Consider the following 13,466-nt stretch of genomic DNA (forward strand, 5'->3'; position numbering starts at 1 on the left):
CCAACCCGCGCGTGGCCTGCCCAGGTCGGCCAATGGGCGTTTGCGGCTGGCTGCCTGATGCGCAGGCGCGGTCTTCGGCCCGGCCAAGGGGCACGCCGGTTCGCTCATAGGTGAAAGCACTGATCAACGGCCTGTTCGCCTTGTCCACCAAGGCAGGTAGACGTTTCGGCAAGGTCGCATGTCCGCAGAACACATTTTCACGTCCGGAAATGACCTCGCCTTTGCATTCCCTGCTCCTTACTATCAAGGAGCCCCCATAAAAGCGGGGCGCCGGGTGCAAGGACACCGCCCGGGCGAATCAGGCAGCTCAAAAATACGATGGAGACAGCGATGCGATTTCAGGGAATGGCGCGGTCGGCGTCAACGGCGAATCTCGCCAACCCTCAGCACTCCACACGCCAGTCCGGGGCATTGCCATCGAAACCGATCCCCCGTCGGTGCATTTGCGCTCGAGGGGTTCACCGGAGAGCTGGCGCCCAAGGCCTCCGTCATGCCGGTTGGCGGCCTAAATTGCGACTCTGAACTGGCATGACGGGCGGCGATGTTTTAGAAGCTGCTGCGAAATCAGATAAAGACCCGATTCAAAAAACATGGAGACAATCTAATGAAAAAATTGCGTTTCTCTCTAGGCGGTGCCGCTGTTTTCATGGCGCTGGCGTCTGGCGCTGCGTCGGCAGAAACAGTGAAGATCGCCTTCATTGATCCGCTGTCCGGTCTGATGGGTTCATTGGGGGCCAACGAACTGAGGAGCTGGCAATACGCTGCCGATCTCGCCAATCAGCAGGACTGGACCGGCGGACCGAAACTCGAGGTGGTTGGATTTGACAACAACCTGTCTCCCCAGCAGAGCCTCACGCTTCTCAATGAGGCCGCCGATCAGGGAATCCGCTATATCGTCCAGGGCAACGGGTCTTCGGTCGGGCTCGCGCTCGAGAATGCGGTGTCCAGATACAACGAGCGCAATCCCGGCAAGGAACTCATCTACCTGAATTATGGTGCGGTGGACCCAACCATGACCAACAGCAAGTGCGACTTCTGGCACTTCAGCTTCGATGCCAATTCCGACATGAAGATGGAGGCGTTGACCACTTTTCTCGCCAAGGATCCACATGTCAAGAAGGTCTACCTGATCAATCAGGATTATTCCTTCGGCCACGATGTGTCGCGCACCGCGCAGGAATACCTCAAGCGCAAGCGTCCGGACATCCAGATCGTGGGCGACGATTTCCACCCGCTGGCCAAGGTCAAGGATTTTTCGCCCTACGCCAGCAAGATCAAGGCGTCGGGCGCCGATACCGTGATCACCGGCAACTGGGGAAGCGACCTGGCACTGCTGATCAGGGCGAGCAAGGACGCGGGAGTGACCGCGAATTACTACACCTATTACGCCCCCACGACCGGCGTGCCGACCGAAATGGGTGCGGCCGGTGCCGGGCATGTCAAGTACATCGGCTATTTCGGTCCGAACACCAAAGGTAATCCTCCGCAAGCCGACCAGGTATTCGACGGCTTCAGGAAGAAATACAACGACGACTTCTACATGATTGCGGCCTATAGCGGCATTGCGATGGTGAGCAAGGCGTTCAAGGAGACCAGATCCACCGATCCGGTCAAGGTGGCCAAGGCGATGGAAGGGATGCAGGTCCAGAGCCTGAATGGCATCGTCCAGATGCGCGCTGCCGACCATCAGGCGCAGCAGCCCCTCGTGATTACCACCTGGGTCAAGGCGGATGGCAAGGACGTCAGGTACGACCAAGAGAAAACCGGTTATGGCTGGCGAACTGACGCGGTGCTGGACGCGTCCTCCGCGACCTTGCCGACCACGTGCCAGATGAAACGCCCCAACTAGGCCGGGGACTGTCCTGCCCAATGAATGACTTGCGCAGGCCGGCCCGGGCGGTCTGAAAGCTGCGACTGCAGCGTCAGTCCCCGCGTCAGCAATATTTATGTATCGACACGTCACTGGACGTGGTTCGGCCGCCGCCTCTCGTCGTGAGGCGGACACTTATAGCCGCTAATGCCAGAAGTAAGGACTGTTCGTGGAATTTTTCATCATCTCCCTGTTGAACGGCATCAGCTACGGGCTGCTGCTGTTCCTGTTGTCTTCGGGGCTCACGCTGATCTTCAGCATGATGGGCGTGCTCAATTTTGCGCACGCCAGTTTCTACATGCTGGGTGCCTATTTTGCGTACAGCATTGCCAGCAGGTTCGGCTTCTGGCCAGCGCTTGTTTTCGCCCCGCTGCTGCTGGTACTCGTCGGTGCGCTGGTTGAACGCTTCGGTCTGCGTACCGTGCACAGGTACGGGCACGTGGCCGAGCTATTGTTCACCTTCGGCCTTGCCTATCTGATCGAAGAGGGGGTGAAGCTCGTCTGGGGTCAAGCGGCCGTGCCGTACCGCATTCCGTCAGAACTGGACGGTCCTCTGTTCCATGTTTTCACTTCGACGTTTCCCACGTACCGTGCCTTCATGATGCTGGTGTCGGTGCTGTTGCTGGTGGCGATGTATCTCGTGCTCACGCGCACGCGTATCGGACTGGTGATACAGGCCGCGCTGACGCATCCGCAGATGGTCGAGGCACTCGGCCACAACGTGCAGCGCGTGTTCATGCTGGTGTTCGCCGGCGGCGCCGCGCTTGCCGGACTCGCCGGCGTGATCGGCGGCAATGCGTTTGTCACTTCGCCGTCGATGGCCGTGTCGGTCGGCACGATTGTGTTCGTCGTGGCGGTGGTGGGCGGGATGGGATCGCTCGCGGGAGCGTTCATCGCCTCACTCCTGATCGGGCTGCTGCAAACTTTCGCCGTCGCCATCGACGCCTCGCTGGCTGACCTGTTCAGGGTATTCGGCCTTCACGTGACGGGCGCCACGCTGCTGTCCTCGGTGTGGAATCTGAGCGTGTCGCAGATGGCCCCGGTACTACCGTATCTGCTGATGGTGGTGATGCTGATTGTGCGCCCACGTGGCCTGATGGGAACCCGGGAAGGCTAGCTCATGAAAACGACACTGCAGCAAAACTACGAGCCGGCGACGTTGCAAGGCCGCCTGCGTTACCGGTACCGTCAACTCGCGCACTACGCCATCTGGGTCCTCGCCGCCCTCGTCATGCTGGTGGCGCCGCTGTGCTTCTCAAGCCGTTTTGCCATCGCGCTGCTGTCGCAGATGGGCGTCATGATCATCTTCGCGCTGTCGTACAACATGCTGCTCGGGCAATCCGGCATGCTGTCCTTCGGTCATGCTGTCTACTCGGGTCTGGGCGCGTTCATCGCCGTGCACGTGCTCAATAGGGTCGGCGCGGGAGAATTCTGGCTGCCCGTCTCGCTGCTGCCACTGGTGGGGGGCCTCGGCGGCGCACTGTTCGGCGTGCTGTTCGGCTACGTGACCACGAAGAAAGCCGGCACTACGTTCGCCATGATCACGCTGGGTATTGGCGAGATGGTGTACGCCAGTTCATTGATGTTTCCCGATTTCTTCGGCGGCGAAGGCGGGATCTCGACTGATCGGGTGGTCGGTCATGCGGTGTTCGGCATTACGTATGGTCCAGGACGTCAGGTCTACTACCTGATCGCAGCGTGGTGCCTGCTATCCATGATTGCGATGTATGCGTGGACGCAGACGCCTCTGGGCCGCATCGCCAACGCCGTGCGCGACAATCCCGAGCGCGCCGAATTTGTCGGGTACAACACCCAGCGCGTGCGCTATCTCGTGATGATCCTGTCGGCGTTTTTCGCAGGTATTTCCGGCGGCCTGTCGGTCATCAACTTCGAGATCGTGTCGGCCGAGAATGTCGGTGCCGTGCATTCCGGCGGTGTTTTGCTGGCCACGTTCATCGGCGGCAGCGGCTTTTTCTTTGGACCCGTTATCGGCGCCATCCTGTACGTGCTGTTCGCGGTAGCGCTGTCCAGCCTGACCCATGCGTGGCTACTCTATCTGGGACTCTTCTTCGTGCTGATGGTGATGTTCGTGCCGGGAGGCATCGCCAGTCTGCTGATGAAGCAGGTGCCGCTGATCGCCGCACGAAAGCTCGGCCGCATGCTGCCTTCCTATTCGGTCGCATTGGGCGCAGGCCTGATCCTGCTGGCCGCGTTGATCCTGACTGTGGAGTTGACCTACAAGCTGCAGATCGATAGCGACAACGGCACCGGCATGACGTTCGTTGGCCTCAGCTTCGATGCGTCGTCGTTCAAGCCTTGGGCGGTCGCTGCAGCGCTGTGGTTAGTGGGTGCGCTAGGGTGGCGCTCGGCTGTGGCGCGCGTGCATCAGGCCTGGGACACCGTTCAGACGGAAATCGCAGGAGGCGGGGTATGACCGCGGCACTCGAATTGAGCGAAGTGCGTAAGCAGTTCGGAAAGACGGAGATCATCCGCGGAGTCAACCTGAGCATTCCGAAGGGTGAACGCCATGCCCTGATCGGCCCCAATGGCGCGGGCAAGTCGACTACCTTCAATTTGATTTCGGGGCGCAGTGTGCCGAGCTCAGGGTCGGTGAAGCTCAACGGTACCGAGATCGGTGGACTCAAACCGTTTGTGATCAACCGTATGGGGCTGTCGCGCAGCTTCCAGATCACTAATATTTTCCACCGGCTTTCGGTATTCGAGAACCTGCGCTGCGCGGTGCTCTGGTCGCTTGGCTACAAATACTCGTTCTGGCATAGGCTGTCTCAACTGCATGACGCGCGTCAGCGTGCCGAGGAGGTGCTCGAACTGATCGGGTTGCAACGTCGCCGCGATACGCAGGCGAGCCTCCTGACCTACGCCGAGCAACGGGCACTGGAGATCGGCATCACCATCGCCGGTGGCGCCGAGGTAATCCTGCTCGACGAACCCACGGCCGGCATGAGCCGCTCGGAATCGGACCAGGCGGTGGAGCTGATCCGCAATGTCACCGTCGGCAAGACGCTGGTGATGGTCGAGCACGACATGGGCGTGGTGTTCGGCCTCGCCGACCGCATCTCGGTGCTGGTGTATGGCGAGGTCATCGCAACGGATACACCCGAGGCGATTCGCAACAACAGCAAGGTCAAGGAGGCCTATCTCGGCGCCTCGCTCGACGAAAGCTCTACGGAAGGAACGCACTGATGACCCAGCAAATGCTCGACGTGCAAGGCCTGCACGCCTGGTACGGCAAGAGCCACATTCTGCAAGGCGTCGACGTGCATGTGGACGAGGGCGAGATCGTCACGTTACTCGGGCGCAACGGGGTGGGACGCTCCACGATGGCCAAAACCATCCTTGGCATGGTCAAGGCTGCAGGTTCGGTACGCTTTCGCGGCGAAGAGATTCTGGGGCACCGCACCTTTGAGATCGCCCAGTCAGGGCTAGGTTATGTTCCCGAGAATCGCGACATCTTCCCCACGCTGACCGTGCATCAGAACCTGCTGCTAGGCGAGAAGCGCAATCCGCGCCGCGCAAAACCACGCTGGGCGCTGACGGATATGTATAGCATGTTCCCGCGCCTGAAAGAGCGCGAAAACACCGCAGCGGGGGTCCTCTCGGGCGGCGAGCAGCAGATGTTGACGCTGTGCCGCACGTTGATGGGCGATCCAGACCTGATCCTGATCGACGAACCGACCGAAGGGCTGGCGCCAAAGATGGTGACGCTGGTGGGTGAGTATCTGCAGGCGCTCAAGGAACGCGGCGTATCGGTACTGCTGATCGAGCAGAAACTGGCTATCGCGCTTGACATCTCGCAGCGGGTCTACGTCATGGGTCACGGAAACATCGTGTTCGAGGGAACGCCCGCCGGGCTGAAAGCCAACGCGCAGGTGCGCAAGGAGTGGCTGGAGGTCTAGGATCGTTGGCACAACCATGCGTTTCGTGCTTTCGCCCCGACGCAGAATTTTGCGATATCCGGAATAGATAAATTAAGGAACAGCATATGCGAGCAGCGATCGTGGGAGCCGGTTCTCTTGGGACCATCATCGGCGCGCTGATCAATCAGGCGGGAAAACAGATTGATCTGGTCGATGCCTACAAGGATCACGTCGACGCGCTCAACCGGTCTGGCGCGACAATAACAGGGTCGATTGATTTTAATGTGCCGGTCAAGGCCTATACCCCGGATCAGTTGACCGGCACGTACGATCTCGTGTTCCTGTTGACCAAGCAGACCAGCAATCAGGAAACCCTTCCGCATCTTTTGCCACACCTACATCCCGATAGCTCGGTATGTACGTTGCAGAATGGAATTCCCGAGCATTCCGTCGCAGCCATTGTGGGTCGCGAACGCACCCTGGGCGGCGCAGTCGGGTTTGGCGCAACGTGGCTGAGCCCCGGCGTTTCTTCCCTGACTTCGAGTTACGAGGCAACGAAAAACTTCGCATTCGAAATTGGTGAGACCGACGGCACCATCCGCCCACGGTTGCAGGTGGTCCAAGAATACCTGGAATGCGTCGGCAAAACCGAGATACGTACTGATCTGATGGGCATCCGGTTCTCCAAAGTTCTCATGAATGCCACGTTCAGCGGTATGTCCGCGGCATTGGGGTGCACGTTCGGCGACGTGCTTGCCGATCCGAAAGCCATGGTGTGCCTGGCGTTTGTGGCAGATGAATGCGTCAAGGTCGCTCACGCAAACGGAATTCGGCTTGTGATGATGCAGGGCGAAGATCTCGAGTTCTTCGAATTGCGAAACGCTACCGAGATACCGTCGAAGATGCCGCTTTACAGGAAAATCTGGGGAGCGCATGCAGGATTGAAGGCAAGCATGCTTCAGGATCTCGAGAAAGGTCGTGATACAGAAATCAACTACATCAATGGCCTCATCTGCCAGAAAGGGCGCGAGCGCGATGTCGCGACTCCCTTCAACGACAAGATCGTCGAACTGGTAGTCGAGGCTCAAAAGAGACGTGGAGTCAATAATTTTGGCTATCTGAGCCGATTTGACGGGCTGCTGAAGATCCATGCGCACGACCTTCCCGGCCAGCTTGCATGGTAAGAGCGCCCCGGCAGCCGCTTCGACCCAACGGAAAAGCTCATGAGCAAGAGCGTCATCAGACAGCGGTCTTCACGCTCCTTGGGCCAGACGCCAGTCCCCTCTCTTCATGTAGCGCTTTATAGAAGCTGGTAGCCATGATTTCACTGGACCACACTCACGACCCGGCTGTGCGCAGCTGGCTCGACTCCGCCAACCTGGTTGGCACCGACTTTCCGATTCAGAATCTGCCCTTCTCCGTGTTCCGCCGGCGCGGCACGCAAGAGACCTTTCGCGGCGGTGTCGCGATTGGCGACCAGGTGGTGGACCTTGCCGCACTCACCGCCTCCTCTGCGCTCGACGGTGTCGTGCTGCAGGCCGCGCGCGCCGCCGCCCAGGCCACGCTCAACGACTTCTTCGCGCTCGGCCCCGACGCCTGGCGCACGCTGCGACGCGCGCTGTTCGCTTTGCTGCACGAAGATACCGCGCCAGCACGGGTCGGCACCGTAAGCAGTTGCCTCGTGCCACAGTTGGAAGCTGAATACACCGTGCCTGCCCGTATTGGCGACTACACCGACTTCTACACCTCGCTCGATCACGCGCTCAACTGCATGCGCATCATGTACCCCGACGCCGACGTAACACCCAACTTCCGCTGGATGCCACAGGCTTACCACGGGCGCGTGTCCACCATCGGGGTGAGCGGCCAGCAGTTCCACCGGCCCACGGGTCAGTGGCTGAGCACGGGCGCGAGCGCACCCGCACCCGTGTTCATGCCCAGCGCCCGCATGGACTATGAGATGGAGCTGGGCATCTGGATCGGTCAGGGTAACGCCATGGGCAAGCGCATTCCGCTCGAACAGGTCGATGAGCACATCTTCGGTATCAGCCTGCTCAACGACTGGTCGGTGCGCGACATTCAGGTGTGGGAGATGACGCCACTCGGCCCCTTCCACGCCAAAAACTTCGCCACTACCATCTCGCCCTGGATCGTGACAGTGGACGCCCTGGCGCCCTACCGCACGGCCTGGACGCGCCCAGCAGCGGACCCGCAGCCGCTGCCCTACCTCGAATCCGCCGCCAACCGCGAAGCCGGCGCTCTCGACATCCGGCTGGAAGTGTCGCTGCAAAGCGAGCGCGCACGGCGCGAGGGCCGCGGCACGGCGCGGCTGTCGGGCACCAGCTTCCGCCACCAGTACTGGAGCATCGGCCAGATGGTGGCACACCACACCGCGGGCGGCTGCAGCCTCAATCCGGGCGACCTGATCGGCAGCGGCACCATCTCCGGTCCCGGGCCAGGCGAAGCAGGTGCCATGATCGAGCTAGCCCAGGGCGGGCAGAAGCCGGTGCCTCTCGGCGATGGCGATGAGCGAGGTTTCCTGCAGGACGGCGACACAGTGGTGATGCGCGGCTGGTGCGAGAAGCCCGGCGCCGCGCGCATCGGCTTCGGCGAATGCAGGGGAACGGTGTTGCCGGCGCTGGCGGTTTGAGGCGGTCAAGCGTGCATCGGCTGCAACCGCGCCCGGCGCGCCATCCACAGATTGCTCCGCGAACAATTGTGCAATTTCAACATGTTCTTCGCCACTCCACGACAGCGCAACTTTTTGCACGAGAATCGCCCTCCTGGGAAGATCCCTTAGTCAGCAATCGAACAGATAACCCTCGCGCGATTTGTAATGACAGCTTTCGTGATCGGGAAACCGTGTCGACACTTCGCGAGGCAGACGGACATCGAAGCAAACGCAACGAAGGAGCTACGCCATGCGCCCCTTTTGCGAAGATCAGGTACAGGTTGTTAACAAAGCGCTCGCCTCCCCCCAAGTATGAGCAACTTGCGCGGCAGCACCTGGGAAGATGTCAAACACTCGACGCCGTCGCATCGCCAACACCGCGAGGTTCACCATGAACCAAGGCAGCCATTTCCTTCACGCCGCCGTGCTGGCAATGCTCATAACGGTATGCGATCCATCAGTAGCGCCCTTGTGTAGAAATCGCTGCACTCTGATGCTAGGTGTCCACGTGGACACTTAGAGGTTTTGCACCGATGACAGAAGCAAATGACTTGCGAAGCCGTTTAGTGATCGGCCAAAAGCGCGATGGCCGACGCGAATACGATGATGAAGCGCGGGATGAACTGATCCGTCTGTGTCTGAATCGAGGCGTATCGATTGCCCGAACAGCCATGGAACATGATATCAACCCGAATCTGTTGCGCACCTGGGTTACGCAGTATCGGCAGCGGCAAGCCGCCACAGAATCGGTTGCTAAAGTCTCCGAGGTATCGGACGAAGTGATGATCGACATTGCGGTGCCTGCCGCGCTAACGATGTCGTACAACGATCACGCTGCGCCATTTGTTGCGGTCGCCCATGCAGCGACGCCACCATCTGCTGCGCCACCCCCGATGACGATGTCTTTGACGCTGCATGTTCGTCTATCGAACGGCGTCGAACTTGAGCTCGGCAGCTCGATCGCGACTATCGACGAACTGACGACGAACTGACGACCGTAGTGCAGATCCTGGGGACGTTGCCGTGTTCAGGTTCGACGAAAAGCTGAAGGTCTACTTGCACCGTGATCCTGTCGATTTCCGCTACGGTATGAACAGCCTGTCAATCCTCGTCGAGCAGTCCATGCAATTGAACCCAATGGACTCCTCTCTTTACATCTTCGGGAATCGGCGTCGTGACCGCATCAAGATTCTCTTCTGGGATGGTAGCGGTTTCTGGCTAATGATCAAACGATTGGAGACGAGCCATTTCATCTGGCCGGACAACAAGGCCGAGGTCGTGACGATGACAAGCGACATCCTGCATGCGCTGCTCGACGGCGACGACATAACGGCGATCCGGCGACATACAAAGCAAGAATATCTCCGCGTTAGCTGAACGTGCCCTTGGCATACTAGTCGAAGCAGTATGCCGATCGAGGTCACGATCACCGCCGACGAATTGAAAGAGCTGCTCGCTGAGCGCGAGGCCGCCCGCGCACTGCGCGAAGAACAGGAAGCGCTACGTGGCGCGTTGCGGCTTGTGACAGCGGAACGTGATCTTGCCGAGGAGCGGCTTCGTGCTTACCGTCGTGAACTGTTTGGTGCGAAGAGCGAAGCGCGGGGTTCCGATCAACTGGGTCTGTTCAACGAAGCCGAAGCGCTCAGTGCGAACAACACGACCGCCTTGGAAGACACTCCAGAGACGACAGTTGGCACGCGTCAGCGCAAGCGGCGTGGTCATCGCAAACCGCTCGATCCGAATCTGCCGCGCGAGGTTGTGCGACATGATCTCCCCGAGGCCGAACGCTTCTGCACGAACGACGGTCACGCGCTCGTGGAAATTGGCGTAGAGATTAGCGAGCAGCTCGATGTGATTCCAGAGCAGCTTCGCGTAATCCAGCACCAGCGCGTCAAGTATGCGTGCCCATGCTGCGATCTCGGCATCAAGGTAACGCCGGCGCCCGCGCGCGTCATCCCTCGCGGACTGCTTACCGAATCGGCGCTTGCGTGGATTGCCACGGGCAAGTACCAGTTCGGGATGCCACTTTATCGTCAGGCTGGTTTGCTGCGGCGCTTTGGCGGCCACATCTCGTCCAACACGATCGCCGCGAGCATGGTTCGCGTCGGTCTGGCAATACAGCCCGTGATTAACCTAATGCGCGATGCATTGCTCGATGCAGAGCTCGTCTACTGCGACGAGACGACATTCCAGGTCCTGAAGGAGAAGGGGCGCCAACCTCAGACGAAGAGTTATCTCTGGTCGCAGATGACGGATTCAGGAAATCCAATCCGCTGCTTCACGTACACGCGCCCGTTCGCGGTGCGTACCTGGCTGACCAGCTGTTCACGGGCATTCGTAAAGGTGCGGTCCTGATGATAGTCTCTCGTGTCAACTCCTCAGGTGAAGCGGGGTGACCCGCGTTACACCCAGGCATGCCGGGCAGGCATGGGACTTCACGCACAGTCTGTTCAGGGGGTCTTTGATCATCGGCCCAGAGCTGGACAGACAGAGGATCGCCGAACGCGTGTTCGGCCTCTACGTAAGCCGGGTTTTCTGCCAGATCTCGCGCAATGGCCCGGTCATGAATCTGATGGACCATCCGTTCCGGTTTTTAGACGCGAATGGGTGGCGGAATTGAAGGGAATACCCAGCTACGGCTGCGTGTCCAGGAACACAGGCGACTAAAGTCCCAATCCGGTCAGGAATACATCGATCTGGCGCTCGAAACGGGGCCGGTCGTAGTCCACCAGCGCCATGCGCCACATGCCCTGCAGATAGGTGACGATAACTGATGCGGTAACGTGCGGATCCAGTGTTGCAGGCAGCCGACCCTGACCCTGATCCCGATCATGACTCAGGCGTTCGGCGAGAAGCCCCTGAAAGCCTCCAAGACCCTCCTCGACAAGCTTGCGTAGATCAGGCTCCGCCAGCACCTCCCCGGAAGCCATCGCCGCCATCATGCACAAGCGGGACGGTGTTGACGGATCGTCCAGACAGTCGAGCACAACATCGAACAACGCGCGAACCCCCTGACTGGCCGTCGGCGCGCTCATCAGCGCCTGCCAGCGCTTGCGCCCCTCGGTCTCTTCGTAGCGCTTCACGCATGCCAGATAGAGCTGCTTTTTACTCTTGAGAGTGTTGTAAAAGGAGCCCTCGCCGATATCCATGATCTTCAGCAGATCGCGCAGCGACGTGGCGGCATAACCGCTCTTCCAGAACAGCCAGGTCGCCCGCTCCAGGGCCTGATCATAGTCGAATGCAATTGGGCGTGCCATGGCGCCATCATAGCTTATTTGTAGCGATTGATAAAAATGCATTGACAGGCTGGGCGGGCCTGAGCGATATTTGTATCGGTCGCTACAAACTGGTTTGCGGCGAAGCACCGAAGCGTGCCGAACATCAATCGGAGTGCGCCTCTCTCAAGCGTCTGCCCGGCGGTATCAGCCAGGCATTTATCGTGTCAACGAACACAGGGAGCAAAGTCATGTCGGTCAAACAGGCCTCGGCGGAATACAAGGCAATGGTTCAGGAAAAGCTCGGCGAGAAGTTCAGTATCATCGCTGGCGATATGGAGCGCGTTCGCGCATCCGGCGCGATCGATGGTGCGTTGAAGAGCGGACAATCCGCACCGGACTTCACGCTGCGCGACGCGTTCGGCAATCAGGTCTCGCTCAAGACCCTGCTGACCAGGGGGCCGGTGGTGATCAGTTTCTATCGCGGCGAATGGTGTCCGTTCTGCAATCTCGAACTACGCGGCTTGCAGGAAGCACTGCCGAAGATCGAAGCGCTCGGCGCAACCCTGATCGCCATCTCTCCGGAAAAGCCGGATCACGGCATTGTGGCCACCGAGAAGAGCAAGCTGACATTTCCGGTGCTCAGCGATTTCGGCAATGCGGTGGCGCGGCAATTCGGCATCGTGTTCCGCGTCGGCGATGAATTGCAGGCGTTTTCGAAGAACGTCTTCAAAAATGACATCGCGCTGCGTAACGGGGAGGATTCCTACGAGCTACCGGTTCCTGCGACGTACGTGATCGATGCAAAGGGTGTCATTCGCTTCGCACATGTCGATGTGGACTACATGATCGGTCGCGCCGAACCCGACGAGGTGGTCGCCGCGCTGGAAGCCTTGAAGTAAGCTCGCTCAAGCTCAAGAGCCCCCCATAGGCGACCGGCCGGAGCCGCGCCGATGGCTTGCCGTTGGCGCGGCATCGCGCTTCGCCCCAACCATAGTGGCGGCTTACGCGTTGATGCAACAGATTCATCGGCCACGCTGAGCGGGATCCGGCGGCCGACGTCCCTGTGTCTGTGTGAATTCAATGGCATCCGGCGATTTCGGTCCGACGTCTCCCCAGTTAGCAACCTGAAGCAGTCGATGCGACCACGAACTGAGGCCCTCTCGCAGCCTTGCACTTCGACCGATCACTGCTCCCGTAGAAGACCTGCCCGCTACCGCGCTGCGGCCAGAATCACGCGACCTCGTTCCGAAGATCCGTGTAGTGGCTGATGCTTTTGCCCAGGCATTTCAAGCCACGCCGCCGTCGGATATCGATTGGCCAACGCCCCCACATCGCGCCTGAACTCAGTCAGCGGCAATGCGATAGAACAAATCAGTAGGCACGCAAGATTTTTTCAACGAACCGGGCGCCGAAGTCGAACGATTACTCAGGGCCGTATCCGGTCCCCCGAGGTCAGGTTGAGGCCGTATCGTCATCATCTGGATCGAGTGCGTCCGGCCTCCGTTCCCCCCGGTTGTTATCTGCTGTGGAGATCAGGCATCACATTCTCCAGCCGCCGACACACCCGTTCGACAAACGCCCTCACTCACGGCGAAAGCCGCAGTGAGTGCGGATAGACCGGTTGTATCGGCAGATCCGTGGGTTCAAAATCCCTTGAAATCCTGAACAGGCGACCATCGGCACGCTCGTCGGCCACCTGGCAATGCAACAGTCAGGTACCCTCACATCGCCCGCTGGACCGAACGGGTGCAAAGACTGCCCGGTTATCTGCCAAAGCCTTGATCAGCTATGCCCCGTACCTGGAGTGACCATGAATTATCAGTTCAACG

11 protein-coding genes and 1 pseudogene are annotated in these 13,466 nt (G+C 59.7%); 11 read left to right on the forward strand and 1 reads right to left on the reverse strand.

From position 1 onward, the window contains the following. Positions 1–604: 604 nt before the first annotated feature. From ACSQ36_RS46115 to tnpC, 10 genes and pseudogenes are all read left to right on the forward strand, one after another. A complete protein-coding gene (locus tag ACSQ36_RS46115) occupies positions 605–1,849 on the forward strand; it encodes a branched-chain amino acid ABC transporter substrate-binding protein (RefSeq protein ID WP_436187481.1) in 1,245 nt (414 codons plus the stop codon). A 190-nt stretch (positions 1,850–2,039) separates the two neighbouring features. Then, positions 2,040–2,987: a branched-chain amino acid ABC transporter permease gene (locus tag ACSQ36_RS46120; protein ID WP_436187482.1), complete on the forward strand. Its 948-nt coding sequence runs from the start codon at positions 2,040–2,042 to the stop codon at positions 2,985–2,987. A gap of 3 nt (positions 2,988–2,990) precedes the next feature. Next, a complete protein-coding gene (locus tag ACSQ36_RS46125; RefSeq protein WP_436187483.1) occupies positions 2,991–4,304 on the forward strand; it encodes a branched-chain amino acid ABC transporter permease in 1,314 nt (437 codons plus the stop codon). Next, a complete protein-coding gene (locus ACSQ36_RS46130; protein WP_436187484.1) occupies positions 4,301–5,074 on the forward strand; it encodes an ABC transporter ATP-binding protein in 774 nt (257 codons plus the stop codon). Before ACSQ36_RS46125 ends, ACSQ36_RS46130 begins: the two co-directional genes overlap by 4 nt. After that, complete coding sequence (locus tag ACSQ36_RS46135; protein ID WP_436187485.1) at positions 5,074–5,787, forward strand: ABC transporter ATP-binding protein; 714 nt, start codon at positions 5,074–5,076, stop codon at positions 5,785–5,787. The genes ACSQ36_RS46130 and ACSQ36_RS46135 overlap by 1 nt, the downstream gene beginning before the upstream one ends. Positions 5,788–5,873: 86 nt before the next feature. Next, entirely contained in the window at positions 5,874–6,932 is a 1,059-nt protein-coding gene (locus ACSQ36_RS46140; protein WP_436187486.1) for a ketopantoate reductase family protein, read from the forward strand. A 134-nt stretch (positions 6,933–7,066) separates the two neighbouring features. Beyond that, positions 7,067–8,398 (forward strand): fumarylacetoacetase, encoded by a 1,332-nt coding sequence (gene fahA / locus ACSQ36_RS46145; RefSeq protein WP_436187487.1) that lies wholly within the window; start codon positions 7,067–7,069, stop codon positions 8,396–8,398. 554 nt (positions 8,399–8,952) lie between these two features. Beyond that, a complete protein-coding gene (locus tag ACSQ36_RS46150; RefSeq protein WP_436187488.1) occupies positions 8,953–9,411 on the forward strand; it encodes a transposase in 459 nt (152 codons plus the stop codon). 31 nt (positions 9,412–9,442) lie between these two features. Next, positions 9,443–9,796, forward strand: coding sequence for an IS66 family insertion sequence element accessory protein TnpB (gene tnpB / locus ACSQ36_RS46155; RefSeq protein ID WP_436187489.1), 354 nt, complete (start codon positions 9,443–9,445; stop codon positions 9,794–9,796). Between the two features lie 30 nt (positions 9,797–9,826). Then, positions 9,827–10,776, forward strand: a pseudogene (tnpC, locus tag ACSQ36_RS46160) (IS66 family transposase); the annotation flags it as partial. A gap of 306 nt (positions 10,777–11,082) precedes the next feature. On the opposite strand, the gene ACSQ36_RS46165 reads toward tnpC, so the two are convergent. Beyond that, positions 11,083–11,676: a TetR/AcrR family transcriptional regulator gene (locus ACSQ36_RS46165; protein WP_436187490.1), complete on the reverse strand. Its 594-nt coding sequence runs from the start codon at positions 11,674–11,676 to the stop codon at positions 11,083–11,085. 209 nt (positions 11,677–11,885) lie between these two features. On the opposite strand from ACSQ36_RS46165, the gene ACSQ36_RS46170 reads away from it, so the two are divergent. Further along, positions 11,886–12,536 (forward strand): peroxiredoxin-like family protein, encoded by a 651-nt coding sequence (locus ACSQ36_RS46170; protein ID WP_436187491.1) that lies wholly within the window; start codon positions 11,886–11,888, stop codon positions 12,534–12,536. Positions 12,537–13,466 lie beyond the last annotated feature (930 nt).

The sequence above is a fragment of the Caballeronia sp. LjRoot34 genome, from assembly GCF_964253815.1.
Lineage (GTDB): Bacteria > Pseudomonadota > Gammaproteobacteria > Burkholderiales > Burkholderiaceae > Caballeronia.